We start from the raw sequence: 26,163 nt of genomic DNA on the forward strand, positions 1-26,163 counted from the left end.
TTGAGCAGTGGCGGGTGGCGGGGCTAGCGTCGACACATGGGTGACGTGCGGCAGCTCCGGCAGCGTTCGACGGTCGAGCCTCTCTGGCGGGAGGTTCTCGGCACGCAGTTGCGCGCGATCCGACTGCGTCGCCGCGGCACGATCACCACGACCGCGCAGCGGGCCGGGATCTCCGCGCAATACCTCTCCGAGGTCGAGCGCGGCCGCAAGGACCCGTCCTCGGAGATCGTCGCGGCCATCGCCGGCGCGCTGGATTGCACACTCGCCGAAGTCACCGACCTGACCGTTCGCGAGCTGCGCCGCGAGTCCGTCCGATTGGGTCTGGCTTCCGCCCCGGCGAACATGCGCGGCCCGGTCGCGCTGGCCGCCTGACACACCCGGATCAGCTCCGATAGGCCATCACCTCGTCGGCCAGCCCGTAGTCGACGGCGGCCTGCGGCGCGAAGATCCGGTCCCTATCGGTGTCCTTGCGCAACACGTCGAGCGGTTGCCCGGTGTGCTGCGCGAGCACTTCCTCGGCCTCCGCACGCAGCCGAATCACCTCGTCGGCCGCCAGGATGATGTCTGGTATGGCGCCACGGCCGCTCCCGGACGGCTGGTGCAGCAACACCCGCGAGTGCGGCAGGACACTCCGCCGACCCGGAGCGCCGGCCGCCAACAGGATCGCGGCCGTCGAGCACGCCTGCCCGACACAGGTCGTCGCGACCGGTGACCGGACGAACCGCATCGCGTCATACACGGCGAACGTGGCGGTCAGGGATCCGCCGGGCGAGTTGATGTAGAGGTTGATCTCCTGGTCCGGTGCCACTGATTCCAGGTGCAGGATCTGCGCGATCAGCGCGTTCGAAACTCCGTCATCGATCTCGGTGCCGAGGTAGACGATCCGCTCGGAGAGTAGATGGCTGTATACGTCCATGACGCGGTCGCCGCGCGGAGACGACGCAATCACATTCGGAATCGTGTAACTACTCATGACGCCTCCCTCCTTCGTCGGGTGCCATCATTCGACTGCGCCATTGGTCGTTCGCTGCGCTCACTCATGACGCCTCCCTCCTTCGTCGGGTGCCGTCATTCGACTGCGCCATTGGTCGTTCGCTGCGCTCACTCATGATCATCAAACTCCAAGTCCCACAGGGTTTTTGCCCGGCTTGATGCGGCTGAGGTCGTCGATGACCTGGTCGATGAGTCCATAGGCAACGGCTTGCTCCGCCGTGTACCAGCGGTCCCGCAGCGAATCCTCGAACACGCGCGGCACCGGTTGGCCGGTGAGTTCGGCGGTGATGCCGAGCACGGTGTCCCGTGTCTGGCGCAGATCGTCGGCCTGCAACTCGATGTCGACCGCGGTGCCACCGAAGCCGGCGCTGCCCTGATGCATGAGGACCTTGAGTGCGGCAACGCGTAGCGCTTGCCCTTCTCTCCCGCTGTCAGCAGGAATTGCCCTGCGCTGCAAGCCAATCCGAGCGCCAGCGTCGACACGTCGTTCGGGATCGCACGCATCACATCCATGATCGCGAGCATTGCCGGCACCGAACCGCCGGGCGAGTTGATCCAGAAGCTGATGTCGGCGCGCGGGTCGGCTGCCGACAACAGGTAGAGCTGAGACATGAGCCGGGTGCCGATCTCGTCGTCCAGCTCGGTGTCGAGCACGATGATGCGCTCGTCGAGGAGATGTTCGGCGATCTGCCGGCTGAGTGGGTGTGGTGGTCTGCGCTGTTCTTCGGACATGCTGCAAGGATCAGCGAAAAACACTGTGAACAGCTAGCTTTCGCTGCTGTCAGCAGAGAGAGCGACCAACTGGCCCGGCGCGAGGATGCGTTCCTTACGATCGTTGGTATGACGAGAGCGACCGACCAGGCACGCGCCGACCTCGCTCCCGAGGGGCACCTCACCGCAGCGATCAACCTCGGCAACCCGGTCCTTGCGCAGGGCGATCCGCAACAACCGGGCGGGATCACCGTCGACATCGCACACGAGATCGCGACCCGGCTGGGCACCGACCTGCGCTTCGTCTGCTTCGACGCGGCGCGCAAGTCCTTCGACGCGCTCGTCTCCGGACCGGCGACGATCGCGTTCCTCGCCGTCGAGCCGGCCCGCGCCCGCGAGGTCACGTTCACCGAGCCCTACGTCCTCATCGACGGCGTGTATGCCGTGCCCGACGCCTCACCCCACCGGGCACCGGCCGATGTCGACGCCGGCGGTGTCCGGATCGGCGTCAAGGAGGGCTCGGCATACGACCTCTTCCTGACCCGCACCCTCGAGCACGCCACCATCGTTCGCGGCGTGGACGGAACCACCGTTTTCGCCGAGCAGAGCCTCGACGTCGCGGCTGGGATCCGTGAGCCGGTCACTGCATACGTCGACGCCAACCCCGGCCTACGCATCCTCGACGAACCGTTCATGCAGATCCGGCAGGCGCTGGCCACCAAGCCGAGCACTCACCCGGCCACCACGACCTGGCTCGACGGCCTGCTCGATGAACTCCTCGCCGGCGGCTTCGTCGCGGAGGCGCTGCGCCGCTCCGGGCAATCCGAGACGCTCGCCGCAGGCCGCGTGCGGTGACGGCGTCCCGGAATCGGGCATAAGGTGTCGTGGATGTCGTATCCGACGAGCGCCGAGCCGCCATTCGCAACCGGTCTCTACTGGCGAAAGAGCCTGCTCAACGCCCGCAAATGTATCCCGGTGATACTCGTGCTCGCCGACGGACTGCTGACGATGTCCGACAAGAGCAGTCGCGTCTTCTCGATCCCCGCATCGCAGATCAGCCTGCGCAGGAGCCGGTGGGGCACCTTGCTAATCACCTGCGGCAGCACGACATACGCGCTTGTCGGTCGGGGCGGCGACATCTCGCCGCAGTTCACCGACGAACAGATTGCACACCTCGACAAGCTTGGTGCGCCGACTCCCCCGAAGCCCATGAGACCCTCGCGCGCCGGCTCGGGTCAGGCGATGCTCTTCAACACCGAGCCGCTGGCGGCCAGACTCCGGCAAGCCGGCGCCACGGTCAGCTGACCAGCGCCACTGCCACAACCACCACCCCGGGGTGAAAGGCTGGAGCCATGGCCAACCGACTCGCTGACTCCCTCAGCCCCTACCTCCGCCAGCACGCCGACAACCCGGTCGACTGGCGCGAGTGGAGTCCCGAAGCGCTGCAGGAGGCTGCCGACAACAACCGACCGATCCTGCTGTCCGTCGGGTATGCCGCCTGCCACTGGTGCCACGTCATGGCGCACGAGTCGTTCGAGAACCTCGAGGTTGCGGCTGCGATCAATCAGTCCTTCGTCGCGATCAAGGTGGACCGCGAAGAACGTCCGGACATCGACGCCGCCTACATGACCGCCACGACTGCAATGACGGGAAGTGGCGGATGGCCGATGACCTGCCTGCTCACCCCGGATGGCAAGCCCTTCTTCTCCGGCACCTATCTGCCGAAACCACAGTTCCTGCAACTGCTTTCGGCGGCCAAGCATGCCTGGGAGACCCAGCCGGACGAGGTCAGGGCTTCCGGGCAGAACGTCGCGACCCAACTGGCAGCGGCGGCGACCCGCGGCGCGTCCACCGCGCTCACTGCGGAGGTCACCGCCAACGCCGTCACCACCCTCCGCCAGTCGTATGACGCCAGGTATGGCGGCTTCGGCGGCGCGCCGAAGTTCCCGCCGTCCATGGTGCTGGAGTTTCTGTTGCGCCACCACTCGCGCACCGGTGACAGCGATGCCTTGGCCATGGTCGAGCACAGCTGCGAGGCAATGGCTCGTGGCGGCATCTACGACCAGCTTGCCGGTGGCTTCGCACGCTACAGCGTCGACGCGACCTGGACGGTGCCGCACTTCGAGAAGATGCTCTACGACAACGCGCAATTGTTGCGTGTCTACGCGCACCTGTGGCGCGCCACTCAAAGCCCGCTTGTCGCCCGAATTGCCTCCGAGACAGCGCAATTCATCATCCGCGACCTCGGGACGGCCGACGGCGGCTTCGCCAGCGCGCTCGACGCCGACACCGAGGGGATCGAGGGCACGACATACGTCTGGTCACCCAGCGACCTGCGGGCGACGCTCGGCGACGAGGACGGCCGGTGGGCCGCCGAGCTGCTCGGCGTGACCGAGGAGGAACTTTCGAGCACGGCACCTCGACCCTCCAGCTGCTGCGCGACCCGGACGACCAGTCGCGGTGGGAATTGATCCGGACCAAGCTCATGGACCGTCGCTCCCGACGGCCCCAACCGGATCGCGACGAGAAGGTCGTGACGTCCTGGAACGGTCTGGCGATCAGCGCACTCGCCGAGGCCGCAATGATCCTGCAGGAATCCGAATGGCTCGATGCCGCAATGGCTTCCGCGGAGTTCGCGCTCGATCGCCACCTCGTTGACGGCAGGCTGCGGCGCACCTCGCTGGGCGGCCGGGTCAGTGGCGCCCCCGGCGTCGCCGACGATTACGGCAACTTCGCGGAGGCGCTGCTCGTCCTGCACCAGGCGACCGGTGAACAGCGCTACCTCGCCGCCGGCGAGCAACTGCTCGCGACCGCGCAGCAGATCTTCACTGGTCCGTCCGGCGGCTTCCACGATGCCGCTTCCGACGGAGAGAAGCTGTTCTTCACCCCGCGTGGTGCCGGTGACAACGCCGAGCCTTCTGGGACCTCGAGCCTCGCCGGCGCATTGCTCACCCTCAGCGCGCTGACTGGCGATCCGGCAGCCCGCGACCGCGCAGCGGCGGCACTTGCGTCCATGGGCGAAATCGCCACGCAGGCACCACGATTCGCCGGTTGGGGCCTCGCCGTGGCCGAAGCGGTCCTGGCCGGTCCGGTGCAGGTGGCGGTCATCGGACAGGACCGCGCGTCACGCGGTCTCACGCGCACTGCGTGGGCCGCACCCACCTCGGGCGCCGTGATCGTCCACGGTGCGCCGGATGCCCCGACCTCACCCCTGCTGGCCGATCGCCCCCTGGTCGGCGGCCGCTCAGCGGCCTACGTGTGTCACGGCTTCGTCTGCCAGGCGCCGGTCACCGATCGCGACGAGCTCATCGACCAGTTGCGTGGACGCTGAGCAAGCGGGCACCGTTGTCCCACAGGACCTTTCGCATCCAGTCATCACCGAGATCCAGCCTCGCCAAGGCCTCGAGCTGGTGCGCATACGGGTAAGGAATGTTCGGGAAGTCCGAGCCGAGCACGACCCGATCCCCCAGCCCAGCGAGTCGTGCGACATACCCGTCGGGCAACGGCGCGAACCGATCAGTGAAGTCCGTGGCGACCATCGTGGTGTCCAGCTGCACGTTGTCGTAACGCTCCACCAGATCGGCGAACTCGTGATATTCCGGCATCCCCGCGTGCGCGATCACCAGCGTCAATCGAGGGTGCTTCGCCAGGACACGGGCGATACGCTCCGAACCGGTGAATTCCCCTGGCAACGGCGCAGATCCAGCATGTATGACGACAGGCGCACCAGCATCCGCCAATACCTCCCATGCCCCGTCCAGCTGCTCGCCGTCCGGCGCGTAACCACCGACCTGCACGTGCATCTTGAAAAGTTGCGCACCCAAGGCCAGCGCCTCACCGACATACGCTGCGGCATCCGGCTCCGGATAGAGCGTCCCGCAGTGCACGGCGTCCGGCACACGCCTGGCGAAGTCCGCGTTCCAGTCGTTGAGCCACCGTGCCATGCCGGGTTTGTGCGGGTAGGTCAGCGCCGGGATGGCGCGCACCCCGAAGCCACGCAACACAGCCAGCCGGGTGGCTTCGTCAAACCGGTAGGTGATCGGCCACGGAGCGCCGTAGTTCTGGTCGGCGGCGTCGAAGTAAGCCCACACCTTCTGCAGCATCGGCTCCGGCAGGAAGTGCACATGTATGTCGGCAAGCCCCGGAATCCCCAATGACCGCAGGTAATCCGGGATGTCACCGTCGGTCGCGGGCCCGGGGGTCGTCACGTCGACGCCTGTCGAGGAGTCCTCATGCCGCAAGCCTAACGAAACACCACTGGCGCCCCTGGAGTTGAATGTCCCCATGAGGCTTATCCTGCGCTGGCAAGAGCGTCAGCAAGCTGCCGCCATGCCAACGCAGCCCAAGCTCACTGTGCTTGTTCAGAATGGACTTCTATGACACACGACCGCGAGGTACTCACCTGGGACCTGTTCGGCACCGCGAGCCGCGAGCTGGCGCAGACCATCCACGACAGCGGCTACCGGCCCGACCTGATCATCTCCATCGCCCGCGGCGGGCTGATCCCGGCCGGCGCCATCAGCTACGCGCTCGGCATGAAGAACGTGCACGTGCTCAACGTCGAGTTCTACACCGGCGTCGACGAACGGCTGCCGATGCCGGTGATGCTTCCGCCGGTGCCGCAACCGGTCGACCTGTCGGGCGCGACGGTGCTGATCATCGACGACGTCGCCGACACCGGTGGCACCCTCGACCTGGTCCGCAAGTTCTGCGAGGGTCACGTCAAGGAGACGCGGTCCGCCGTCATCTACGAGAAGTCACGCTCCGTCGTGAAGTGCGAATACGTCTGGAAACGCACCGCTCAGTGGATCGACTTCCCGTGGTCGAGCCAGCCGGAGATCAGCTGACGCGTCACGCCTGCGGTCGCACGAAGGGGAATGCAAGGGTCGCCTTGATGCTCTGCCCGGTCAGCATCATGACCACCCGGTCGACGCCCAGCCCAAGTCCACCGGTCGGAGGCATTGCCAGCTCCAGCCCGGCGAGGAACGCCTCGTCGAGCTGCATGGCCTCGACGTCACCGCCTGCCGCCGCAAGCGACTGCTGCGTGAACCGCTGGCGCTGATCGACAGGGTCGGTCAATTCGCTGTATGCCGTGCCCAATTCGGCACCGAACGCCACGAGGTCCCATTGCTCGGTCAGCCGGTCGTCGCTGCGATGCCGACGCGCGAGGGGGACACCTCGACCGGGAAGTCGCAGTAGAACGTCGGGAACGTCGTCTGCTTCTCGACGAGTGCTTCGTACAACTCCATGACCAGCTTGCCGGCCGACTGATCCGAGCGAACCGGCACACCGTGGTCCCGGCATACCTGCGCCACCTCGTCGCGACCCGAAGCAGAGGTGAGGCGCGTCCCGGCTGCCGTCGACACCGCATCGTGCACGGTGATCACCGGCCAGGGCTGCGTCAGGTCGATGTCGTCATACCCACCGGATCCGTTGGGTCGCAACGCAATCGGCTTCCCGTGCACCGCGGTGGCGACATTCAGCAGCACCTCACGGGTGAGCTCGCGCATCATCGTGTAGTCGCCGTAGGCGGCATACGCCTCCAGCGAAGTGAACTCCGGGTTGTGGGTCGCGTCGGCGCCCTCGTTGCGGAAGTTGCGACCGATCTCGAAGATCCGTTGCATACCACCGACAGCAAGTCGCTTCAGGTAGAGCTCGGGGGCGATCCGCAGGAAGAGCTCCATGTTGTAGGCGTTGATGTGTGTCGCGAACGGCCGCGCGGCCGCGCCACCGTGCACCGGCTGCAACATCGGCGTCTCGACCTCCAGGAACCCTTGGTCCTGAAAGGTCTCCCGCATCGCCCGCACGGCGGCGGACCGCTGCACCAGCAACTCACGCGCGTGTTGATCCAGAATGAGCTCGAGCGACCGGTTGCGTGCCCGAGTGTCCTCACGCTGGAGGACGCCGATCCCCGGCACAGGCCGCAAGCACTTGGCCGCCATTTCCCACGAGTGCATCAGCACCGACAGCTCGCCGGTGCGTGAGGTCGCGACCGGACCGGTCACGCTGACCAGATCGCCGAGGTCGACGGCACGGCGCCAGAGGCACCGTGCACTGTCCGGCGAGTCGGCTGCGGTCACCATCACCTGCAGCATCTCGCGCTCGTCCTGTATGACGGCGAAGGACACCCCGCCGAGATCCCGCAATGCGCGGACCCGCCCGGCGACGGAGACGACGTGGTCGGTGACTTGGCCCGCGGGCAGGTCGGCGTACCGCTGCGCAATGGCCAGTGCCCGCTCGGTCCGCGGCACAGCCGCCGGGTAGGCGTCGACGCCGACTTCGTCGAGCACTTCCAGCTTGTCGCGCCGAACCCGCTGCTGCTCGGACAGGCGGACTGCGGGAGGACCGGTCAGCAGGAGCGCATTCTCTTGGTCCTGGACCCGATCGACGAACCAGGGCTCGGGTCGAGGCGGCTGGACGTCGGACGGACGTGGTCCGGTCAGCACACGGGGGCCTATCACCGGCACGAAGCCCTCGGCGATACCCATCGCCAGCCCGGCGCGTGGCACCGTCAGTGCGGGGTCGTAGCAGAGCAGCCGCGGCACCCAGGTCGGCTTGTACTTGTCGTTGGACCGGTAGAGCGTCTCGAGTTGGAAGAAACGCGACGCGAACGAAAGCGCCGCGTCGTTCAACCTGGTGATCGGCCCGGCGCCAACCTGGTCGGCGCTGCTGAACACCTCCCGGAACACCGCGAAGTTCAGCGACAGTCGTCGTATGCCGTGCTCGGGCGCCGCCTCGATCAGCTCCGAGACGAGATATTCGTTGAGGCCGTTCTCGGCATCCCGATCGCGGCGCATCAGATCCAGCGAAGCGCCACGCACGCCCCAAGGGACGAAGGACAGGAAGCCACGGATGGTGCCCTGCGCATCGTGCGCGGTGATGATGACGCACCGTCCGTCGGCCGGATCGCCCAGCCGATTGAGCGCCATCGAGAAGCCGCGCTCGGTCTCCTCGCCGCGCCACTCTTCGGCCAGTCCCTCGATCACGTGCAACTCTTCGGTTGACAACTCGGCGTGCCGGCGCACCCGCGTGGTGTAGCCGGCCCGCCGCAACCGCGTGACAGCCTGGCGGACCGGTCGCATCGACCGGCCACGCAGCGAGAACGTCTCGACATCGATGATCGCCTCGTCGCCGAGTGCGAACGCCTTCAGTCCTGCTTCGACATACTCGTGCGAACCGTGCTCGGAGCTGGACAGCACCGCCGGATAGAGACCGAGCTCACGGCACTGCTCGAGCCACGCTTGTATGGCGGGCTGCCACGACGTCGCTCGTCCGATCGGGTCTGCGCTCGCGACGCTGACGCTTCCTTCGTTCCGGTAGGTCACTGCCGCCTGCCCGTCCGCGGAGAAGACGACGCTCTTGTCCCGTCGGGTCGCGAAGTAGCCGAGCGAGTCGTTCTCGCCGTGCAGCAACAGCAGCCGGCGTATGGCGAGCTCCTCGTCCGCGGTCTGGAATTGTCGCCCCCGTCCCGATCGCATGAAGACCAAGCTGGCCAACAACAGCGCGATCGTCGACATGATCCCGGCGAGACCATAGACCCAGGTATGGCCGACATGCCCGTGCAACCCGGGCGTGGTCTCGTCGGAAGTCAGGCCGAAGGTCGAGCGCACCGCGAACCGGGTGATCTCCCGGGTGCCGTGCAGCGTGTTGTCAGCGGTCATAGATATGGCGAGCGTGACCAGGAAGGAAAGGATCAGACCGACCACCAACACTGCCGCCGCCGCGACCCGGCTTCCGGGAGCGAGGCGCGCCGGGAACCCACGGCGGCTTGCAGCGACAACAATGAGCACGGCCAGGCCCACGACGAACGAGATCACGGTGATGGGAACGCTCGTCACGAACGAGTGATAGTCACGGTCGAAACCGGACAGCCGCGAGTCCTGCAGCCAGTCCTGTCGAAACACCGACCCCAGCAGCAGCACGAAGCTGCTGAGCACGCTCAGAAACATCAGGGCGACAACGATGGTGTGCCCGAAACGCAGCCGCCGGCGCACGGCGCCGGCCAGCACGAACAGCAGGCAGACGATGAACAGGCTCGGCTCCGCGGGGACGTTCACCAGGCCGAGAACGTCCTCGATGATCGAGACAACGATATTGCCGTGCAGGGCGACACTCAGCAGCGAGACGACCGCGGCGAACATGAAGGTTCGGCCGATCCAGCGTGCGACGTGTTCGCGCCACGGGAGGTGTGCCCGCTGCCGCACGGATGGTCCGCCATAGGGGTTGAAGGAGCCTCTCAGCACTTTCGGCACCCGAGCCACGCTGCCGATCACTCATGCTCCTTCCACATCGCACGACTTTCCAACGTCGGGCCGATCCTACAGTCGAGAAGCTGAGAATCCGGTGGGCTGCTCAGTCGGCTCTCAGTCAACTGCAGGAACAAAAATGTGGCCCCGCCTGAATCAGGCGGGGCCACATTGAATGATTGTTCGGCGGTGTCCTACTCTCCCACACCCTACCGAGTGCAGTACCATCGGCGCTGAAGGGCTTAGCTTCCGGGTTCGGGATGTTACCGGGCGTTTCCCACTTCGCTATAACCGCCGTAACCCTGTGAAACAAGGTCACACATATTCACTTCACAAACCCACCCGCAGGTGGGGGTTGTGCCGCACTGTGTGGGTGTTGTTTCAGAATCGTATAGTGGACGCGTACCCTTGCGGGTTCTAAGAAAAAGTTGAGGTAAGTTATCGGCTTATTAGTACCGGTCAGCTCCACACATTACTGTGCTTCCACATCCGGCCTATCAACCCAGTAGTCTAGCTGGGAGCCTCACCAGGGTTGACCCCTGTTGGAAACCTCATCTTGAAGCGTGCTTCCCGCTTAGATGCTTTCAGCGGTTATCACTTCCGAACGTAGCTAATCAGCGGTGCACTTGGCAGTACAACTGACACACCAGTGGTTCGTCCATCCCGGTCCTCTCGTACTAGGGACAGGTCTTCTCAAGTTTCCTACGCGCGCAGCGGATAGGGACCGAACTGTCTCACGACGTTCTAAACCCAGCTCGCGTACCGCTTTAATGGGCGAACAGCCCAACCCTTGGGACCTACTCCAGCCCCAGGATGCGACGAGCCGACATCGAGGTGCCAAACCATGCCGTCGATATGAGCTCTTGGGCAAGATCAGCCTGTTATCCCCGGGGTACCTTTTATCCGTTGAGCGACGGCGCTTCCACAAGCCACCGTCGGGTCACTAGTCCCGACTTTCGTCTCTGCTCGACATGTCTGTCTCACAGTCAAGCTCCCTTGTGCACTTACACTCAAAACCTGATTACCAACCAGGCTGAGGGAACCTTTGGGCGCCTCCGTTACCCTTTGGGAGGCAACCGCCCCAGTTAAACTACCCACCAGGCACTGTCCCTGAACCAGATCATGGTCCGAAGTTAGGAGCCCAGAACGACCAGAGTGGTATTTCAACAATGACTCCACACACGCTGGCGCGTGCGCTTCACAGTCTCCCACCTATCCTACACAAGCCGCACCGAACACCAATACCAAGCTGTAGTAAAGGTCCCGGGGTCTTTCCGTCCTGCTGCGCGTAACGAGCATCTTTACTCGTAATGCAATTTCGCCGAGTTCATGGTTGAGACAGTGGAGAAGTCGTTACGCCATTCGTGCAGGTCGGAACTTACCCGACAAGGAATTTCGCTACCTTAGGATGGTTATAGTTACCACCGCCGTTTACTGGCGCTTAAGTTCTCAGCTTCACCCACAAGTGGATTAACCGGTCCCCTTAACGTTCCAGCACCGGGCAGGCGTCAGTCCGTATACATCGAATTACTTCTTCGCACGGACCTGTGTTTTTAGTAAACAGTCGCTTCTCCCTGGTCTCTGCGGCCCCCACCCCTAACCCGTAAAGAGTCTCAGGGCAGTGGGCCCCCTTCTCCCGAAGTTACGGGGGCATTTTGCCGAATTCCTTAACCATGATTCACTCGATCGCCTTGGTATTCTCTACCTAACCACCTGAGTCGGTTTGGGGTACGGGCGGCTCGAACCTCGCTAGAAGTTTTTCTTGGCAGCATAGGATCACCCTACTTCCCACATTACGTGGTCACCATCACGCCTCAGCCTCATGACCAGCGGATTTACCTACCAGTCGGCTCGCACGCTTGGACGGGGACAACCATCGCCCCGCGGAGGCTACCTTCCTGCGTCACTCCATCGCTTATCTACTACAAGATAGGGTCCCACGCTCCCCACACACGCCATCAACCCGAAGGCTGACAGTCACGGTGGTTCGGGTGGTTAGCATCCCCTGATTCAATATGGGCGGTCCTTCGCCGGTTCCGGAATATCAACCGGATGTCCATCGACTACGCCTGTCGGCCTCGCCTTAGGTCCCGACTTACCCAGGGCAGATTAGCTTGACCCTGGAACCCTTGGTTATTCGGCGGACGGGTTTCTCGCCCGTCATTCGCTACTCATGCCTGCATTCTCACTCGTGTCACCTCCACGACTGGCTCACGCCGCCGCTTCGCTGGTGACACGACGCTCCCCTACCCAACCACACCCCTGAACAACAACCCGAAGGCTCTTGCTAGGGTATTGTGCGATTGCCACAGCTTCGGTGGTGTGCTTGAGCCCCGCTACATTGTCGGCGCGGAATCACTTGACCAGTGAGCTATTACGCACTCTTTAAAGGGTGGCTGCTTCTAAGCCAACCTCCTGGTTGTCACAGCAACTCCACATCCTTTTCCACTTAGCACACGCTTAGGGACCTTAGCTGGTGATCTGGGCTGTTTCCCTCTCGACTACGAAGCTTATCCCCCGCAGTCTCACTGCCACGCTTCACTTACCGGCATTCGGAGTTTGGCTGACGTCAGTAACCTGGTGAGGCCCATCAGCCATCCAGTAGCTCTACCTCCGGCAAGAAACACGCAACGCTGCACCTAAATGCATTTCGGGGAGAACCAGCTATCACGGAGTTTGATTGGCCTTTCACCCCTACCCACAGCTCATCCCCTCAGTTTTCAACCTAAGTGGGTTCGGTCCTCCACGACGTCTTACCGTCGCTTCAACCTGGCCATGGGTAGATCACTCCGCTTCGGGTCTAGACCCAGCGACTCTGACGCCCTATTCGGACTCGCTTTCGCTACGGCTTCCCCACACGGGTTAACCTCGCCACTGAGCACTAACTCGCAGGCTCATTCTTCAAAAGGCACGCCATCACCAGCCCACAGGCCAGCTCTGACGGATTGTAAGCGCATGGTTTCAGGTACTATTTCACTCCCCTCCCGGGGTACTTTTCACCTTTCCCTCACGGTACTAGTCCGCTATCGGTCATCAGGGAATATTTAGGCTTACCAGGTGGTCCTGGCAGATTCACACGAGATTTCTCGAGCCCCGTGCTACTTGGGTGTTCCATCAAACGCCGTGTTACGCATTTCGCCTACGGGACTCCCACCCTCTACGGTTCAGCACTCACCACTGATTCGACTACACGCACACCATCACGCCACCGCACTGTCAGACACGGTACGACAAAATCCCACAACCCCATGACTGCAACCCCTGACAGGTATCACACAACCATGGTTTAGCCTGATCCGCTTTCGCTCGCCACTACTCACGGAATCACTTTTGTTTTCTCTTCCTGTGGGTACTGAGATGTTTCACTTCCCCACGTTCCCTCCACGTACCCTATGTATTCAGATACGGGTCACACCACATAACTGGTGCGGGGTTCCCCCATTCGGAAACCCTCGGATCACAGCCCGTTTATCGGCTCCCCGAGGCTTATCGCAGATTACTACGTCCTTCATCGGTTCCTGATGCCAAGGCATCCACCATGCGCCCTTAAAAACTTACACAAAAACCAGTAAAATTCTTAAAAACTACAAAGATGCTCGCGTCCACTATACAATTCTCAAACAACACACCAACACCACCACCACAAACCACACACGGGCCTGCAATGACGGGCAGCACCAAGAAAACCAACCCACCTTCCCCACCACCAACACGATCACTCGATCGACGGCGGAAAAAGAGTCGTTTCCTCAGGACCCAACAACGTGTCGACACCCCACACACCCACGCTCAACCAACATTTCCACAACACCACCCCAAAAAGAGGCACTGCTCGTACTCCGCCGGCCCAACACACATGTGCCAAGCATTATGATTGATGATTCCACCCATGAGCCACCCCACCACACAGTCGGTGATGAAGAGTGTTAATGCTCCTTAGAAAGGAGGTGATCCAGCCGCACCTTCCGGTACGGCTACCTTGTTACGACTTAGTCCCAATCGCCAATCCCACCTTCGACGGCTCCCCCACAAGGGTTGGGCCACCGGCTTCGGGTGTTACCGACTTTCGTGACTTGACGGGCGGTGTGTACAAGGCCCGGGAACGTATTCACCGCAGCGTTGCTGATCTGCGATTACTAGCGACTCCAACTTCATGGGGTCGAGTTGCAGACCCCAATCCGAACTGAGACCAGTTTTAAGGGATTCGCTCCACCTCACGGTATCGCAACCCTCTGTACCAGCCATTGTAGCATGCGTGAAGCCCAAGACATAAGGGGCATGATGATTTGACGTCATCCCCACCTTCCTCCGAGTTGACCCCGGCAGTCTCCCATGAGTCCCCACCATTACGTGCTGGCAACATGGAACGAGGGTTGCGCTCGTTGCGGGACTTAACCCAACATCTCACGACACGAGCTGACGACAACCATGCACCACCTGTACACCAGCCCGAAGGCTGCACCATCTCTGGCACATTCCGGTGTATGTCAAGCCTTGGTAAGGTTCTTCGCGTTGCATCGAATTAATCCGCATGCTCCGCCGCTTGTGCGGGCCCCCGTCAATTCCTTTGAGTTTTAGCCTTGCGGCCGTACTCCCCAGGCGGGGAACTTAATGCGTTAGCTACGGCACGGACCTCGTGGAATGAGGCCCACACCTAGTTCCCAACGTTTACGGCATGGACTACCAGGGTATCTAATCCTGTTTGCTCCCCATGCTTTCGCTTCTCAGCGTCAGTAGTGGCCCAGAGACCTGCCTTCGCCATCGGTGTTCCTCCTGATATCTGCGCATTTCACCGCTACACCAGGAATTCCAGTCTCCCCTACCACACTCTAGTCTGCCCGTACCCACCGCAGACCCAGGGTTAAGCCCTGGGCTTTCACGGCAGACGCGACAAACCGCCTACAAGCTCTTTACGCCCAATAATTCCGGACAACGCTCGCACCCTACGTATTACCGCGGCTGCTGGCACGTAGTTAGCCGGTGCTTCTTCTGCAGGTACCGTCACAAAAGCTTCGTCCCTGCTGAAAGGAGTTTACGACCCGAAAGCCTTCATCCCCCACGCGGCGTCGCTGCATCAGGCTTCCGCCCATTGTGCAATATTCCCCACTGCTGCCTCCCGTAGGAGTCTGGGCCGTGTCTCAGTCCCAGTGTGGCCGGTCACCCTCTCAGGCCGGCTACCCGTCAAAGCCATGGTAGGCCACTACCCCACCATCAAGCTGATAGGCCGCGAGTCCATCTTCCACCACAAAAGCTTTCCACACACCACCATGCGACAATATGTGTATACCCGGTATTAGACCCCGTTTCCAAGGCTTATCCCAAAGTGAAAGGCAGGTTACTCACGTGTTACTCACCCGTTCGCCACTAATCCACCCCAGCAAGCTGGAGCATCATCGTTCGACTTGCATGTGTTAAGCACGCCGCCAGCGTTCGTCCTGAGCCAGGATCAAACTCTCCAAAAAAGAATCCAAAACTGGCAAAAATCGATCAAGAGCAAAAAATGCTACAAAAACGATCAAACCAACAAACAATTGGCATCAATCATTCGACACGCTGTTGAGTTCTCAAAAAACGACCAGGCACCTGTCTCCGTGCGGCTTGCACCACACATCAACAAGAACTGTGCTTTCTTGGTTGTGCCCACTCGGCTCTTGGGCGGCAAGTCGGTGATCTTGGAAGATCTCGACTCTCGCGCACTTGGCTCCGAGCGACGTTGTCAGCCTAGCAGACTGTCTGAGCGGCTTCAAAATCCGATCAGCCAGTCTTCCGTGGGCACTCCCGAAGGGCTTTCGCTCTTCGTTCGCCGCCCCGTTGGGCTGACAAGAAGAACAGTAGACCACCGATGCGTGAACTACCAAATCGGGGCCATTCCGCGGTTTTTCGCCCCTCGAAGTGCTCCCCGCTGCGCCCCTGGCGAGACCTCGCGGGTCCCCGCGTCGTGCGACAGCGCGGAGACCCTTCCCGAGTCCGACTCAGTCCACCAAGAGGCTCAGCAGGTCGGCGCGGGTCAGGACGCCGACGGGCTTGCCGTCCTGGACCACCATCAGCGCATCGTGCTTGTTCAGCAGCTCCCGGGCGCCGGTCACGCGTTCATTGGCGCCGATCATCGGCAACGCGGCCTCCATGTGGCGTTCGACCGGGTCCGCGAGATGCGCGTGACCGGCATACAGGGCGTCGAGCAACTCACGCTCGCTGACCGACCCGGCGACCTCGCCGGCCATCACCGGGGGTTCGGCATTGACCACGGGCATCTGAGATACGTCGTACTCGCGCAGGATCTGGATCGCATCGCGAATCGTCTCGTTCGGGTGTGTGTGGACCAGTGCAGGCATGGAGCCTTCCTTCGCGGCCAGCACACTGCCGACTGTCTGCTCCTCCGCCTGCCCGGGCAGGAAGCCATAACTGCCCATCCACGTGTCGTCGAAGATCTTCGACAGATAGCCGCGACCGGAGTCCGGCAAGAGCACCACGACCGTCGCCTCGGCAGGCAACGTCGCCGCGTGACGAAGGGCGGCCACGACCGCCATACCGCAGGAGCCGCCGACGAGCAGGCCCTCCTCGCGAGCAAGCCGGCGGGTCATCGCGAACGATTCGGCGTCGGTCACCGCGATCACATCGTCGACCACCGCCGGGTCGTAGGCGCGCGGCCACATGTCCTCGCCGACTCCCTCGACCAGATACGGGCGCCCGCTGCCTCCGGAGTAGACCGAGCCCTCCGGGTCGGCGCCGATGATCTTGACGCGCCCTCCGGCCCGGTCCGCGGATATCTCCCGCAGGAAGCGACCGGTGCCGGTGATGGTGCCGCCGGTGCCGATGCCCGCGACGAACGACGTGAGCTCACCGTCGGTGTCCGCCCAGATCTCCGGGCCGGTCGAGTGATAGTGCGAATTGGGACCTTCGGGGTTGGAGTACTGGTCCGGCTTCCAGCCACCGGGGGTCTCGGCGGCCAGCCGATCCGAAACGCTGTAGTAGGAGTCCGGGTGCTCCGGCGGGACGGACGTCGGGGTGACGATGACCTGCGCGCCATACGCCTTGAGGACGTTGCGCTTGTCCTCGCTGACTTTGTCGGGGCACACGAAGATGCACTTGTAGCCCTTGCGCTGACCGACCAGCGCGAGGCCGACGCCGGTGTTGCCGGAGGTGGGCTCGACGATCGTGCCGCCCGGCTGCAGCGCCCCGGACGCTTCCGCGGCCTCGATCATCCGCAGCGCGATCCGGTCCTTGACGGACCCGCCGGGGTTGACGTATTCGACCTTGGCCAGGACGGTGCACTGGATCCCCTCAGTGACTTTCGACAACCGCACGAGCGGAGTGCCACCGACCAGATCGACTATGTGCTCAGCAAACTTCATGCACTGATCGTCTCAGATGCCGGATACCCGTGGTGCGGTGTCACGGCGACTCACCCAGGCGGCGGCGGTTTGCCCCGGAATGAGAACATTGTCCCGACCGTGAATGATCAAGACGGGCGCACGGCCAACGGCGGCGGAGGGCGGGTGAACCAGCGATGAGTCGGGCATCAATGGCTCGCAAGGCGGCGACATATGCCGCAGGGACCGCCGGTGTCAGCGCAGCCGGTTTCCTCAGCGGCTGGGGCGTGCTCAAGGGTGAGGCCGCGATCGCGCGACGGGTCGTGGGCCAGCCGTTCGACGGAGCACCCGACGACAATGGTGTGTATGGCGCCGGGCCCGGCGATCCGATCCAGTTCGTCGTCCTGGGCGACTCCACCGCCAAGGGCATGGGTGCCGACGCCGCAACGCAGACCGTCGGCGCGATCATCGCGACAGCCGCCGCGGCATTCGCCGGCCGGCCGGTGCAGTTGAGCAACGTCGCCGTCGTGGGAGCGACCTCAACCGACCTGGGCCGCCAGCTGGACGCCGTCCTGACACACGTCCCCCACCCGGACGTCACGCTGATCATGGTCGGCGCGAACGACGTCACCAGTCGCCTGTCGCAGACCGACGCGGTCGAACACCTCGCGGAGACCGTCCGCCGCCTGCGCGACGCCGACAGCCCGGTGGTCGTGGCGACCTGCCCCGACCTGGGCGTCATCAAGCCGGTTCCCCAGCCGCTTCGCCAGCTGGCGCGCCGCTGGTCGCGACACCTGGCCGCGGCGCAGACGCGGGTCGTCGTCGAGCTCGGCGGGCGCACGGTGTCACTCGGTGATCTGCTGGGCCACGAGTTCTCCGACAGCCCGGCGGTGATGTTCTCCAAGGATCGCTTCCATCCGTCGTCCGCCGGTTACGCACGGGCCGCGTCCGCGTTGCTGCCCAGCGTGCTGGATGCGCTCGGTGAGGTGTCGCCCGACACGGGTCGGAGGCCGGAGCGACTGCGTGGTGAAGCAGTGCGCCCGGTAGCCTCCGCCGCCCGGCGAGCCGCGCGCGACCCGGGCACCGAGGTCACCGGCACCGAGGTCGAAGGTATGGCGCGCAACGCACGCGGACCATGGGCGGTCCTGCTCCGCCGGCACCGGCATCCGTTGCCTCTCCCGGACGAGGACGTCAAGGCGGCCGAGACCGACGCGGTCGAAGCCCCGGAGACGGCCGCGGCCGAGACCGAACTGCCCGACGGCGGGGACAACCCGACCGAGTCGCGCTAGCCGCCGCATTGCGCCTACAGGGCGGGCTTAGAGTCGATGTATGACGACCGACCCTGAATGCATCTTCTGCAAAATCGTGGCGGGTGACCTTCCCGCCGAGAAGATCCACGAGGACGACCGCACCATCGCCTTCATGGACGTCAACCCGGGCACCCGCGGCCACGCGCTGGTGATCCCGAAGAACCACACCAAGGACCTGCTCGAGATCGACCCCGACGAGCTCGCCGCGGTCACCCGGTCAGCGCAGACGGTCTCCCGGCGGGCGATGGAGCGGCTCGAGGCCGACGGCATCAACCTGCTCAACTGCTGCGGCTCGGAGGCATGGCAGACCGTTTTCCATTTCCACATCCACGTCGTGCCCCGGTATGTCGACGATCCACTACAGCTGCCGTGGATCCCGGCGCCCGGCGAACCCGACGAAATCGCTCAGACCGCAAAGCTCTTGCGCGACTGAACCATCGGTCCGACGAGGTGCCGCGGGGCCGTTGTGGCCCACGCCATACACTCGACACCGAAAGTATTACCCGTGAGTAACATCGCTCGTTCTGCAACGACGGAGGACCCATGCCTGAAGCTGTCATCGTTTCCACTGCTCGCACGCCGATCGGTCGTGCCTTCAAGGGTTCCCTGAAGGACATTCGCCCCGACGACCTGAGTGTGCAGGTCATCCAGGCAGCCCTGGCCCGCGTGCCGGACCTCGACCCGACACTGGTCGAGGACCTCTACCTCGGCTGCGCCGAGCCCTGGGCCGAGCACGGCAGCAACATGGCGCGCGTCGTGGCAGTGCTCGGTGGCTGGGACCACCTGCCCGGAGCAACCGTCAACCGCTTCTGCTCGTCCTCGGTGCAGACCACCCGGATGGCCGCGCACGCGATCAAGGCCGGCGAGGGTGACGTCTTCATCTCCGCCGGTGTCGAGTGCGTCTCCCGCTATGCCGACTTCTCCGGCGCCGGCGGCAGCAACGTCACCTGGCAGAACCCGAAGTTCGCGGACGCCAAGGCACGCACAGAGCAGACCGCCAAGGACAACTCCACTTGGTCGGACCCGCGCGAGGCCGGCAACCTGCCGGACGTCTACATCGCGATGGGCCAGACCGCCGAGAACGTCGCGACACTGCGCGGCATCAGCCGCGAGCGCCAGGACGAGTGGGGCGTCAGCAGCCAGAACCGCGCCGAGAAGGCAATCGCGGACGGCTTCTTCGCACGTGAGATCGCACCCGTGACGTTGCCCGACGGCACCGTCGTCAGCACCGACGACGGCCCGCGCCCGGGAGTCACACTGGAGAAGGTCAGCGCGTTGCAGCCGGTCTTCCGTGAGAACGGCACCGTCACCGCCGGCAACTGCTGCCCGCTCAACGACGGCGCCGCCGCGGTGGTGGTCATGAGCGACACCAAGGCCAAGGAGCTCGGGCTGACCCCGCTGGCCCGCGTTGTGTCGACCGGTGTCTCCGCCCTCTCCCCCGAGATCATGGGTCTCGGCCCGGTGGAGGCTTCCCGTCAGGCACTGAAGCGCGCGGGTATGACGATCGGCGATCTGGACCTCTACGAGATCAACGAGGCCTTCGCCGCCCAGGTGCTCCCGTCGGCCGACGACCTCGGGATGGACTTCGACAAGCTGAACGTCCACGGTGGCGCCATCGCCCTGGGCCACCCGTTCGGCTCGACCGGAGCCCGCATCACCACGACGCTGCTCAACGGCCTGCAGGAGGCCGACGGCACGTTCGGCCTGGAGACCATGTGCGTCGGAGGCGGCCAGGGTATGGCGATCATCTACGAGCGCCTCTCCTGATGGCCGTCGTAACTCGTTCTGAGACATAAAGATCCGGCCCCGGACCGCAGCAGCGGTTCGGGGCCGGATCCTTGCATGACGCCCGGTCAGTTCGTGACCTCGGCAACGTCGTCTCCGGCGGTGGAGATCTTGCGGGTCCACTGGTAGACGCCGCCGATCAGCACCACGAAGATGAGCGCTCCGAGCCATTCGGACGTGTGCAGGAAGCCGTCCCCGACGACCGCGAGCGGACTCTCCTTGCCGGTCGCCGCGACGATTCCTGCGAGCAGCACGCCGAAGAGGCTCTCGCCGACGATGAAGCCGGTCGCGACCAGCACCCCGAGCCGCTTGACGCGCTGCGGATTCGTGGTGCTGCGGTCGGCCCAGCCGTCATACAGCGTGCCGATGACGGCGCCTATCGGGATCATCAGGGTCAGCGAGATCGGCAGGTACATGCCCATCCCGACGGCGAGCGGCGGCAGCCGGAGCTTGCGCGTGGTCTTGCCCAGGATCTCGTCGACGATGATCACGACGACGCCGATGGCCGCGCCGAGCCCGATGAGGCCCCAGTCGAGCGATCCGCCGAAGACACCCTTGGCGAGTGACGAGATCAACGAGGCCTGCGGTGCCGCGAGCGCGTTCTTGCCGGCGCCCGGCGCTCCGAGGAAGCCGAAGCTGTTGTTCATCAGGTCCATGATCGGCGGTATGACGAGCGAGCCGAACACGACACCGATGACCAGTGCTACCTGCTGTTTCCACGGTGTGGAGCCGACGAGTTGACCGGTCTTGAGGTCCTGCAGGTTGTCGTTGGAGATCGTCGCGACACCGAAGACGATGGACGCCGTGAACAATGTGAAGGCGACCATCGCCTCCGTCTGGGCGCCGCTGCCACCTCCGTGCACCGCCTTGAGAAGCAGGGCCGCCGCGAGGACGACCAGGATGCCGACGCCGGAGATCGGGCTGTTGGACGAGCCGATCAGGCCGGCCATGTAGCCACAGACCGCAGCAACGACCAGACCGATCACCAGCACGAAGATCAGACTGAGCGCGATGATGCCGACGAGGCTGCCGTGCAGAGCCGTGTCGTGCGCGAAGCCCCACAGCAGCAACGCGATCGGGATCAGCGACAGCAACACGATCGCCACGACAACAGTGATCGGCATGTCCCGCTCAGTCACGTCGACCTCGCCACCACCCTGCCGGGTCCGGCTCGAGAGGATGGAATCCTTGATGCCGCGGATGATCGGGCCGATGATCTTCAGCAGGGTCCAGATCGCGGCCACCCCAATGGCGCCGGCACCGATGAATCGCACGTCGGTCGCGAAGACTCCGCTCACCGCATCGGTGATGTCACCGTGCGAGGGCAGATGACCGGAGGACTTGATCGGCAGCAGCACGCCGAACGAGATCAGCAGGCCGACGACCATGGCGACGCCGACGCCGAGTCCGACGAGGTGGCCGACACCGATGAGTGCGAGCGACAGGCTCGAGCCGACCATCGTGCCGCCACCGCCGAGATGGAAGACCTTCTGCAACGAACCGGCCGCGACCTTGAGCGCTGCGAGCAATGAAAACCCTGCAGCAGCAAGCGAACCCACGATGATGACGCGCATCCCGCGGCGATTCTCGTCCGCACCTTCCGTGGTGTCACCGACCCGCAGCACCTCGGCGCCCGCGACGCCTTCGGGATAGGGCAGGTCGGAGCCGGTCACCAGGGCCCGCCGAAGCGGGATCGAGTAGGCGACCCCGAGGACGCCACCGACGAGGCAGACAGCCATCGTCGTCCAGTAGGGGAATCCCTGCCACCAGCCGACGATCACCAGGCCGGGCAGCACGAAGATGATCGCGGACAACGTGCCCGCCGCCGAGGCGATGGTCTGCACGATGTTGTTCTCGACCACCGAGTGGTCGGCGAAATAGCGCAGCACGGTCATCGAGATGACCGCGGCGGGGATCGAGGTGGCAAACGTGAGCCCGACCTTCAGGCCGAGATAGACGTTCGCCGCCGTGAACACCAGCGTGATCAGACCGCCGATGACGACACCGCGGATGGTCAATTCCCGCACTACTGACCGATCCGCGGGACTCGCAGCGGACATGAAATGAACCTCCTGAGGAAAAATTCGACCTGGCCACCCTAAACGCGCCCGGCGCCGTCCCCGAATCGTGCCGTCGCACACCGCCATACGCTGTGCCGGTGGACGACGTCACGACCGAACTGCGCCGGGTGATCCGACGGTGGCAACAGCTGCCCGCGGACACGGCACACGAAAACGCAGGGCTGGTGCGGGAACTCGCGCAGGATCTGGCCGACCGGACACGTGCTCAGTTGGGGCTGGCGGCCCTCGCCATACCCGATCTCGGGGAGGCGGCGCTCGCCGACCAACTCACGGTGATGGTGTATGACGCCTGCCGGGTCGGGCTCGAGTCGTACGCGCTGAACGGCCTGACACAGTTGCGCCGGGCACTCCCCTGAGGCGGCGCGCTCAGAGCAGTGGCGCGAGCGCCACTCGGTAGAGGTCGACGTGCTCCGCGTCCGGCTCGAGGTCGGACAGCAGGCGGAACAGCGCCGCACGCAAGATCGCCTGCAGCGAGCCGCCCGACCAGTCGTGCAGCAGCATCGGATCCGCGCCCGACCACATCACCAGGTCGAGCACGCAGACCGCGTCGGCCCAGCGCACCGGCCGCCAGTAGGGCGCGACGTCGATGACCACCGGCACGTCGACGGCGTCCAGCAGCACGTTGCCAGCCAGGTCACCGTGGACGAGTTGGTCGTCGCCGAACGGCTCTGTGTTGCACCGATCGAGCAGCTCACGCGCGAATGTCGTTTGTGCGTCGCTCAATTCACCGGGATCGAGTGCCTGGTCTCCGAACGCGATGCGCTCGGCACGGTCCCACCGGCTACGCGGCGGCTGCATCGCGAGCGGCCACCGCGCGAAAGCCTGCGCGAACTCGGCATGCAGCAACGCGCCGGTCGCGCGCACGACCGCGGCATCGGTGCAGGCACGGCTGCCGGGCTCGTAGCGGCTCGCGGTCCAGCCGTCGACGACCCAGGTCCCGTCGCGAGCGGGGATCGGCATCGCGATGCGAAGGTCCCGCCGGGAGCGGGTGTCCAGCTCGACCGCCATACGCGCCAGGCGTGGATTGAGCTGGTCGGCGATCCCGTGGTCTCGGCCCGGGCTGAGCACCAGGTCACCGGCCAGCACACTCTGTCCTTGCCCACCGGGTAGCCGGTGCAGGTCACCGGGCACAGCAAAGAGGTCGAGCACACGCTCCGAAGGGAAGGTGTGCTCGACCTGTGTGGTGCTGTTGGCAGCCAGGGTTATCGGCTCTGGATGCGGGCGAAGAGACGCAGCAGCTCGATGTAGAGCCACACGACCGTGACCAGCAGGCCGTGCGCCATCAGCCAGGAATACTTCTCCGGCAGTCGCGCCTCGACACCGCGCTGGATCGAGTCGAAGTCGACGGCGAGCGAGTATGACGCGAGACCGACCGCGATCACGCTGATGATGATGCCGAGCGGGCCGTTGCCGCCGACGCCGAACGGGTTGTGAACCACGCCGGTCCAGACCAGTGCGACGTTGACCAGGGCGAAGAGGAAGTAGCCCATCGCCATCATGCCGAAGATCTTGCGGGAGCGCTCGGTGACGCGGATCAGGCCGAACTTCCAGCCAGCGAACATGCCGGCGAAGACGCACAGTGTCGCCAGCACGGCCTCGGCGACGACGCCCGGGTAGACCCGGTTGAAGAAGCCGCTGGCCGCTCCGACGAAGAGTCCTTCGCAGACGGCATACAGCAGGATCAGCGGGACGGAGATGACCCGCTTGAAGGAGATCACGAAGCCGATGACGAGGCCGACGATCATGCCGCCGAGCCACAGCGCCATACCGGCGCCTTGGTTCTCCTTGCCGACGAACCAACCGATGGCTGCGAAGACCAGCAGGATCCCGAACAGACCGAGGGTCTTGGTGACGACGTCGTCCAGCGTCATCCGACCGGACTGTGTCGCGGTGGCGGACGGCGCGTCATACGCCTTCTCCAGGTCGGGAGCCGGCTGCTGCGGGTAACCCTGCTGGAAACCGGGGTAGCCGCCCTGCTGGGGAGCGCCGGGGTAGCCGCCCTGCTGGCCGTAACGGGCCTGCTGCTGCTGCTCGGGGCTGCTGAACTGGCCGTACTGCGGCTGCGCCCCGGACACGCGACCCTTGGACAGGTCGTCGTTGAACCGGTTGAACACCGGGTTTGATGCCATGTCAGTCCCTAACCTTTGTCGAACGGCTGTGACGGATGTTGCCTGACCGCAGTCTATGGGACAGGGGGATGCGCCACATATTTGTCAACGTCGACGGCCGCACCCGGTGTTCCGGACGCGTCAGCGCATTCGCTGCAGGGACGCCGCCGCATCTCGCACGGCGTCCCGGAACGCGTCCTGCCCGGCGATCTCGTCGTCGAAGATCTCGCGGACCCCGAGCATCCGGTCCACCAGACCCTCCTCGGACCCGGCGGCCCGATCCCGCAGGACGGACGCGAGCGGATCGTTCAGCGGCAACTCGTGACCGTGGGTGTCTCGGCCACGAGAGACGTAGACGATCCAGGCCGCGACCGCCAGTGCGCAATGATGCGGTGTCGCACCCGCCCGCAGGCGGTCCTTGGCCGTGTCGAGCAGTCGGATCGGCAACTTCTGCGAACCATCCATCGCGACCTGCACGGTCGTATGCCGCAGGTACGGATTGCCGAAGCGGGCCAGGACCTGCTCGCCATACGCCTCGAGGTCCACTCCCGGCGGCGCCTCGAGGGTCGGGATCGCATCTTCGCGCTGCAGACCGCGCGCGGCGTCATACAACCGCTCGTCGGCGATCGCGTCGGCGATCGTCCGGTGCCCGTGCAGCGCTCCGAGGTAGGCGAGTAACGAGTGGGTCCCGTTGAGCATCCGCAACTTTGCCTTCTCGTATGGCGCCACCTCCGTTGCGAGCGTGGCTCCCGCCTGCTCCCAGGCCGGCCGATCTGCGGCGAAGCGGTCCTCGATGACCCACTGCCCGAAAGGCTCGGCGACGACCAGGCCTGCGTCATACAACCGGAGCAACTCGGCCGCTTCGGCCCGATCCTGATCGGTCGTTGCCGGGACGATGCGGTCGACCATCGTCGAGGGGAAAGTCACGTCCTGGCGGAGCCAGCCGGCGAAATCGTCGTCTCCCGCGGCGTCAGCGAGTTCGCGGACGAGCCGACCGAGTTGGGTCCCATTGCCCGGCAGGTTGTCGCAGCTGACGACACTGATCGGATCGGCCGCCGCCGAGAACCTGGCTGCCAGCCCAGTCGCGAGCAACCCGACCGACGAGCCCGTGGGACCCGGGACGCCGGTGCCCGCGAGCGCAGCCCGGACCGCGGCGACGTCCGCGGTGACCGCCGCTGTGCCGAGCGCCAGACCACCGTCCGGTGTGCGGGGGTAGCCCTTCTCGGTGATTGTCAGGGTCACCACGCGCACGTCGGGTGACGCGATGGCGGCCAGCGCCGACCTCTGGTCGGCCCCGCCGCTGATGACTTCGCGAACGGCTCCGACCACGTGCAGCGTGGAGCGCTCGACCGACTTGGTCAGCACGCCATACAGCCCGTCCTGCGGCGCCAGTTGTTCGACGACGTTCGCGGACCGCCCGGTGACCGCGAAGATGCCCCACCGGTCATCGCCGGTGGCCGCACTCGCCAACTCGGTGTAGACCGCTTGATGCGCTCGGTGAAATGCCCCGATCCCGAGGTGTACCAAGCCAGTTGACAGATTTCGTGGATCGACTGCGGGCAGCGTGACGACGTCGGTCGACGCCGTTGGCAGTGTGCTCAGAGCGAGCCGTTGCACGC

General features: G+C 64.5%; 17 protein-coding genes, 3 rRNA genes and 2 pseudogenes. 10 read left to right on the plus strand and 12 right to left on the minus strand.

What is annotated here, in order from left to right; all coding sequences use genetic code 11:
- Positions 1–36: 36 nt before the first annotated feature.
- Positions 37–372, plus strand: a complete 336-nt coding sequence (locus ACFQDH_RS00135) for a helix-turn-helix domain-containing protein (RefSeq protein WP_382397336.1) — start codon at positions 37–39, stop codon at positions 370–372.
- 10 nt (positions 373–382) lie between these two features.
- Here ACFQDH_RS00135 and ACFQDH_RS00140 read toward each other — a convergent pair whose 3' ends face one another.
- Entirely contained in the window at positions 383–973 is a 591-nt protein-coding gene (locus ACFQDH_RS00140; RefSeq protein WP_382397338.1) for a ClpP family protease, read from the minus strand.
- 141 nt (positions 974–1,114) lie between these two features.
- Positions 1,115–1,725: pseudogene (locus ACFQDH_RS00145) on the minus strand (ClpP family protease).
- 108 nt (positions 1,726–1,833) lie between these two features.
- Between ACFQDH_RS00145 and ACFQDH_RS00150 the strand changes: the two are divergent.
- Genes ACFQDH_RS00150 through ACFQDH_RS00165 form a run of 4 tightly spaced genes read left to right on the plus strand, consistent with a single transcriptional unit; the run spans position 1,834 to position 5,035 of the window.
- On the plus strand, positions 1,834–2,559 hold the full coding sequence (locus tag ACFQDH_RS00150; protein ID WP_382397340.1) for a transporter substrate-binding domain-containing protein: 726 nt from the start codon (positions 1,834–1,836) through the stop codon (positions 2,557–2,559).
- 33 nt (positions 2,560–2,592) lie between these two features.
- Complete coding sequence (locus ACFQDH_RS00155; protein ID WP_382397342.1) at positions 2,593–3,009, plus strand: hypothetical protein; 417 nt, start codon at positions 2,593–2,595, stop codon at positions 3,007–3,009.
- A gap of 47 nt (positions 3,010–3,056) precedes the next feature.
- Entirely contained in the window at positions 3,057–4,175 is a 1,119-nt protein-coding gene (locus tag ACFQDH_RS00160) for a thioredoxin domain-containing protein (protein WP_382397344.1), read from the plus strand.
- A gap of 14 nt (positions 4,176–4,189) precedes the next feature.
- Entirely contained in the window at positions 4,190–5,035 is an 846-nt protein-coding gene (locus ACFQDH_RS00165; protein ID WP_382397346.1) for a YyaL domain-containing protein, read from the plus strand.
- Here the strand turns inward: ACFQDH_RS00165 and ACFQDH_RS00170 are convergent.
- Positions 5,010–5,912, minus strand: coding sequence for an amidohydrolase family protein (locus tag ACFQDH_RS00170; RefSeq protein ID WP_382397348.1), 903 nt, complete (start codon positions 5,910–5,912; stop codon positions 5,010–5,012). The genes ACFQDH_RS00165 and ACFQDH_RS00170 overlap by 26 nt on opposite strands.
- Positions 5,913–6,080: 168 nt before the next feature.
- Here ACFQDH_RS00170 and ACFQDH_RS00175 point away from each other — a divergent pair, with 168 nt between their 5' ends.
- Complete coding sequence (locus ACFQDH_RS00175; protein ID WP_382397350.1) at positions 6,081–6,551, plus strand: phosphoribosyltransferase; 471 nt, start codon at positions 6,081–6,083, stop codon at positions 6,549–6,551.
- A gap of 4 nt (positions 6,552–6,555) precedes the next feature.
- Here ACFQDH_RS00175 and lysX read toward each other — a convergent pair.
- From lysX to ACFQDH_RS00200, 5 genes and pseudogenes are all read right to left on the minus strand, one after another.
- Positions 6,556–9,977 (minus strand): annotated as a pseudogene (gene lysX, locus ACFQDH_RS00180) (bifunctional lysylphosphatidylglycerol synthetase/lysine--tRNA ligase LysX).
- 154 nt (positions 9,978–10,131) lie between these two features.
- A 5S ribosomal RNA gene (gene rrf / locus ACFQDH_RS00185) occupies positions 10,132–10,249 on the minus strand.
- A gap of 130 nt (positions 10,250–10,379) precedes the next feature.
- Positions 10,380–13,510, minus strand: a 23S ribosomal RNA gene (locus tag ACFQDH_RS00190).
- Between the two features lie 380 nt (positions 13,511–13,890).
- Positions 13,891–15,412 (minus strand): 16S ribosomal RNA (locus ACFQDH_RS00195).
- The 16S, 23S and 5S rRNA genes sit together here, the layout of an rRNA operon.
- Before the next feature lie 510 nt (positions 15,413–15,922).
- Positions 15,923–17,302, minus strand: a complete 1,380-nt coding sequence (locus tag ACFQDH_RS00200; protein WP_382397352.1) for a cystathionine beta-synthase — start codon at positions 17,300–17,302, stop codon at positions 15,923–15,925.
- A gap of 155 nt (positions 17,303–17,457) precedes the next feature.
- Here ACFQDH_RS00200 and ACFQDH_RS00205 point away from each other — a divergent pair, with 155 nt between their 5' ends.
- The 3 genes from ACFQDH_RS00205 (at position 17,458) to ACFQDH_RS00215 (ending at position 20,337) form a co-directional block, all read left to right on the plus strand.
- Positions 17,458–18,549, plus strand: a complete 1,092-nt coding sequence (locus ACFQDH_RS00205; RefSeq protein WP_382397354.1) for an SGNH/GDSL hydrolase family protein — start codon at positions 17,458–17,460, stop codon at positions 18,547–18,549.
- Between the two features lie 40 nt (positions 18,550–18,589).
- Positions 18,590–19,003 (plus strand): HIT family protein, encoded by a 414-nt coding sequence (locus ACFQDH_RS00210; RefSeq protein ID WP_382397356.1) that lies wholly within the window; start codon positions 18,590–18,592, stop codon positions 19,001–19,003.
- Positions 19,004–19,113: 110 nt separating this feature from the next.
- Complete coding sequence (locus ACFQDH_RS00215; protein ID WP_382397358.1) at positions 19,114–20,337, plus strand: acetyl-CoA C-acetyltransferase; 1,224 nt, start codon at positions 19,114–19,116, stop codon at positions 20,335–20,337.
- 86 nt (positions 20,338–20,423) lie between these two features.
- Here the strand turns inward: ACFQDH_RS00215 and ACFQDH_RS00220 are convergent, their stop codons facing one another.
- Positions 20,424–22,415, minus strand: a complete 1,992-nt coding sequence (locus ACFQDH_RS00220; RefSeq protein WP_382397360.1) for an OPT family oligopeptide transporter — start codon at positions 22,413–22,415, stop codon at positions 20,424–20,426.
- 98 nt (positions 22,416–22,513) lie between these two features.
- Between ACFQDH_RS00220 and ACFQDH_RS00225 the strand changes: the two genes are divergently transcribed.
- A complete protein-coding gene (locus tag ACFQDH_RS00225) occupies positions 22,514–22,792 on the plus strand; it encodes a hypothetical protein (protein ID WP_382397362.1) in 279 nt (92 codons plus the stop codon).
- Between the two features lie 10 nt (positions 22,793–22,802).
- Here ACFQDH_RS00225 and ACFQDH_RS00230 read toward each other — a convergent pair whose 3' ends face one another.
- The 3 genes from ACFQDH_RS00230 to ACFQDH_RS00240 form a co-directional block, all read right to left on the minus strand.
- Entirely contained in the window at positions 22,803–23,585 is a 783-nt protein-coding gene (locus ACFQDH_RS00230) for an aminoglycoside phosphotransferase (RefSeq protein ID WP_382397364.1), read from the minus strand.
- Positions 23,586–23,638: 53 nt separating this feature from the next.
- Positions 23,639–24,565 (minus strand): Bax inhibitor-1/YccA family protein, encoded by a 927-nt coding sequence (locus ACFQDH_RS00235; protein ID WP_382397366.1) that lies wholly within the window; start codon positions 24,563–24,565, stop codon positions 23,639–23,641.
- 120 nt (positions 24,566–24,685) lie between these two features.
- A complete protein-coding gene (locus tag ACFQDH_RS00240; RefSeq protein ID WP_382397368.1) occupies positions 24,686–26,161 on the minus strand; it encodes a mannitol dehydrogenase family protein in 1,476 nt (491 codons plus the stop codon).
- Between the last annotated feature and the right edge of the window lie 2 nt (positions 26,162–26,163).

It is taken from the genome of Flexivirga alba, assembly GCF_042661025.1.
Lineage (GTDB): Bacteria > Actinomycetota > Actinomycetes > Actinomycetales > Dermatophilaceae > Flexivirga > Flexivirga alba.

Bases quoted from the DNA above. Each gene is read 5' to 3' on its own strand.
- ACFQDH_RS00155 (WP_382397342.1), top strand. From the start codon at position 2,593: ATGTCGTATCCGACGAGCGCCGAGCCGCCATTCGCAACCGGTCTCTAC.
- ACFQDH_RS00200 (WP_382397352.1), bottom strand. From the start codon at position 17,302: ATGAAGTTTGCTGAGCACATAGTCGATCTGGTCGGTGGCACTCCGCTC.
- ACFQDH_RS00135 (WP_382397336.1), top strand. From the start codon at position 37: ATGGGTGACGTGCGGCAGCTCCGGCAGCGTTCGACGGTCGAGCCTCTC.
- ACFQDH_RS00210 (WP_382397356.1), top strand. From the start codon at position 18,590: ATGACGACCGACCCTGAATGCATCTTCTGCAAAATCGTGGCGGGTGAC.
- ACFQDH_RS00235 (WP_382397366.1), bottom strand. From the start codon at position 24,565: ATGGCATCAAACCCGGTGTTCAACCGGTTCAACGACGACCTGTCCAAG.
- ACFQDH_RS00160 (WP_382397344.1), top strand. From the start codon at position 3,057: ATGGCCAACCGACTCGCTGACTCCCTCAGCCCCTACCTCCGCCAGCAC.
- ACFQDH_RS00205 (WP_382397354.1), top strand. From the start codon at position 17,458: ATGAGTCGGGCATCAATGGCTCGCAAGGCGGCGACATATGCCGCAGGG.
- ACFQDH_RS00140 (WP_382397338.1), bottom strand. From the start codon at position 973: ATGAGTAGTTACACGATTCCGAATGTGATTGCGTCGTCTCCGCGCGGC.
- ACFQDH_RS00165 (WP_382397346.1), top strand. From the start codon at position 4,190: ATGGACCGTCGCTCCCGACGGCCCCAACCGGATCGCGACGAGAAGGTC.
- ACFQDH_RS00150 (WP_382397340.1), top strand. From the start codon at position 1,834: ATGACGAGAGCGACCGACCAGGCACGCGCCGACCTCGCTCCCGAGGGG.
- ACFQDH_RS00220 (WP_382397360.1), bottom strand. From the start codon at position 22,415: ATGTCCGCTGCGAGTCCCGCGGATCGGTCAGTAGTGCGGGAATTGACC.
- ACFQDH_RS00215 (WP_382397358.1), top strand. From the start codon at position 19,114: ATGCCTGAAGCTGTCATCGTTTCCACTGCTCGCACGCCGATCGGTCGT.
- ACFQDH_RS00175 (WP_382397350.1), top strand. From the start codon at position 6,081: ATGACACACGACCGCGAGGTACTCACCTGGGACCTGTTCGGCACCGCG.